The sequence below is a fragment of the Streptomyces spongiae genome (genome assembly GCF_009377185.1).
GTDB lineage: Bacteria > Actinomycetota > Actinomycetes > Streptomycetales > Streptomycetaceae > Streptomyces > Streptomyces spongiae.
In genome coordinates this window covers 1-2408 of the sequence record NZ_VJZC01000935.1, presented here as the reverse complement: position 1 = coordinate 2408, position 2408 = coordinate 1, and the positions used below count along the sequence as shown (strand labels likewise).

The 2408-nt window shown below is 70.1% G+C and carries 3 protein-coding genes; all 3 read right to left on the bottom strand.

The window, feature by feature from the left end; genetic code table 11:
* Positions 1 to 89: 89 nt before the first annotated feature.
* Complete coding sequence (locus tag FNH08_RS48865) at positions 90 to 917, bottom strand: ABC transporter permease (protein WP_152778358.1); 828 nt, start codon at positions 915 to 917, stop codon at positions 90 to 92.
* Entirely contained in the window at positions 914 to 1699 is a 786-nt protein-coding gene (locus FNH08_RS48860) for an ABC transporter ATP-binding protein (protein ID WP_152778356.1), read from the bottom strand. The genes FNH08_RS48865 and FNH08_RS48860 overlap by 4 nt, the downstream gene beginning before the upstream one ends.
* Before the next feature lie 71 nt (positions 1700 to 1770).
* On the bottom strand, positions 1771 to 2408 hold a 638-nt coding region (locus FNH08_RS48855; RefSeq protein ID WP_152778355.1), incomplete at its 5' end, for a class I SAM-dependent methyltransferase.

Below are 2408 nucleotides of genomic sequence, written 5' to 3'. Positions count from 1 at the left end.
GTTCCCCGCGCCCCTAGAAGAACGCGCCGTTCCTCGCGCCCCTAAGAGTCGTGCAGTCCCCGCGTTCCCAAGAGTCGCGGCGTGGTCGGTCATGTTGTTCGGCGTTTCAGGGTGGCTGCTCCGAGGGTCAGGACCAGTAGGGCGCAGCCTGCCACGATCAGGGTGTCGTGGAGGAAGGCGGTGGTCATGTCGGTGTGCCTGAGGACCTCGTTCATGCCGTCGACCGCGTAGGACATGGGGAGGACGTCGGAGATGGCCTCCAGGGCGGGGTGCATGTTGTCGCGGGGGGTGAAGAGGCCGCAGAGGAGGAGCTGGGGGAAGATCACGGCCGGCATGAACTGGACCGCCTGGAACTCGGAGGCGGCGAAGGCCGAGACGAAGAGGCCGAGGGCGGTGCCGAGGAGGGCGTCCAAGAGGGCGACGACGAGGAGGAGCCAGGGGGAGCCGGTGACGTCCAGGTCCAGGAACCAGACCGCCAGCCCCGTGGCCAGGGCCGACTGGATGATCGCCAGCGTGCCGAAGGCCAGGGCGTAGCCCGCGATGAGGTCGGCCTTGCCGAGGGGCATGGCGAGGAGGCGTTCGAGGGTGCCGGAGGTGCGTTCGCGCAGGGTGGCGATGGACGTGACCAGGAACATCGTGATCAGGGGGAAGATGCCCAGCAGCGATGCGCCGATGCTGTCGAAGGTGCGCGGGCTGCCGTCGAACACGTAGCGGAGCAGGAAGAGCATCACGCACGGGATGAGGATCAGCAGGGCGATCGTGCGGGGGTCGTGGGTCAGCTGGCGCAGGACTCGGGCCGCCGTCGCTGTCGTGCGTGAGTAGGTGATCACGCTCCGGTTCGGGTTCGGGTTCGGGTTCGGGGTCGGGGTCGCGTTCGGGTTCGTGTGCGGGTTCGGGGTCGTGTGCGTGGTGTTCATCGGGTCCTCTCCTTTTCCGGGGCGCCTGCCGCTGCGGCCTCGTCGACCAGGTGCAGGAACGCGGCTTCGACGGTCTCGGCGCCGGTGCGGGTGCGCAGGGCGTCGGGGGTGTCGTCCGCGAGGAGCGTGCCCTCGCGCATGAGGAGGAGCCGGTGGCAGCGCTCGGCCTCGTCCATGACGTGGGAGGAGATCAGGAGGGTGGCGCCGCGGTCTGCGGCGATGGTGTGGAACAGGGTCCAGAGGTCTCGGCGGAGGACCGGGTCCAGGCCGACCGTGGGTTCGTCGAGGACGAGGAGTTCGGGGGTGCCCAGGAGGGCTACGGCCAGGGAGACGCGGCTGCGTTGGCCTCCGGAGAGGTTGCCCGCGAGGGCGTCGGCGTGGGACGTGAGGTCGACGTCGGCGATGGCCCGGGTGACGTTCGCCCGGCGGCGCTCGGCGGCCGCGTGGCCGGGGTCGAGGATCGCGGCGAAGTAGTCGAGGTTCTGGCGGACCGTGAGGTCGTCGTAGACGGAGGGGGCCTGGGTGACGTAGCCGATGCGGGAGCGGAGGGGGGCCGCGCCGGCGGGGAGGCCGAGGACCTCCAGGGTGCCCGTGACCTTGGCCTGGGTGCCGACGATCGCCCGCATCAGCGTGGACTTGCCGCATCCCGAGGGACCGAGGAGGCCGGTGATCTGGCCGGGGGGAACGGTGAAGTCCAGGGAGCGCAGGACCGTGCGGGGGCCTCGGGCGACGGTGAGGGTCTGGGCTCGGACGGCCGGGGGGTCCAAGTTGTAATTCATCATGTGATGAATAGTGCTCCTGCGGGGTGAGGGCGTCAAGCGCGGGACGCCTGGAAGAACGGGAGTAACGGGAGTCAGGGGCGGGGTACGACGATCAGTACGACGTCGTAGATCTCCTCGATCGTGCCGCTCGGGAACGTGTCGAGGAGGAGGGCGCGCTCCTTCGCGAGGAAGGTGTGGGTGGCCTCCTCGCCGAGGACCAGGAAGACCGAGTGGCTGCCGATGTTGGCGAGGTGGACGTCGATCGGGACGGTGCGGCTCCAGCGGAGTTCGCGGACGGTGCAGTCCGGGTGGTGTGGGGCGCCGGCGAATATCTCTTCGGTGCGGGCTCTGCGGCCGGAGCCTCGCACGGTGGTGGGGTCTCCGCCGATGTACGCGTTGATGCGTGCGTACTGGGCCGCGATCCAGGGGATGTCGGGGGCGCTGGTGTTCCACCAGAGGGCCAGTGCGCCGCCGGGGCGCAGGACGCGCATCGCCTCCGGGAGGGAGCGGGCGGGGTTGGTCCAGTGCCAGGCCTGGGCGTAGGTGATGAAGTCCGCGGAGGCTGTGGCGAGGGGGAGGGCGTCGCCGTTGCCTCGGACGATCGGGATGTGCGGGTGGGTTCGGCGGAACTGGGTCGTCATGCCGTCGCCCGGTTCCACGGCGAGGACGTGGGCGCCGTGTTGGTGGAGGAGTGTGGTGGCGATGCCTGTGCCGGCGCCCACGTCTATGG

Excerpts from the sequence above, each read along its gene's own strand:
- FNH08_RS48865 (WP_152778358.1), bottom strand. The coding sequence starts at position 917 with ATGAACACCACGCACACGACCCCGAACCCGCACACGAACCCGAACGCG.
- FNH08_RS48860 (WP_152778356.1), bottom strand. The coding sequence starts at position 1,699 with ATGATGAATTACAACTTGGACCCCCCGGCCGTCCGAGCCCAGACCCTC.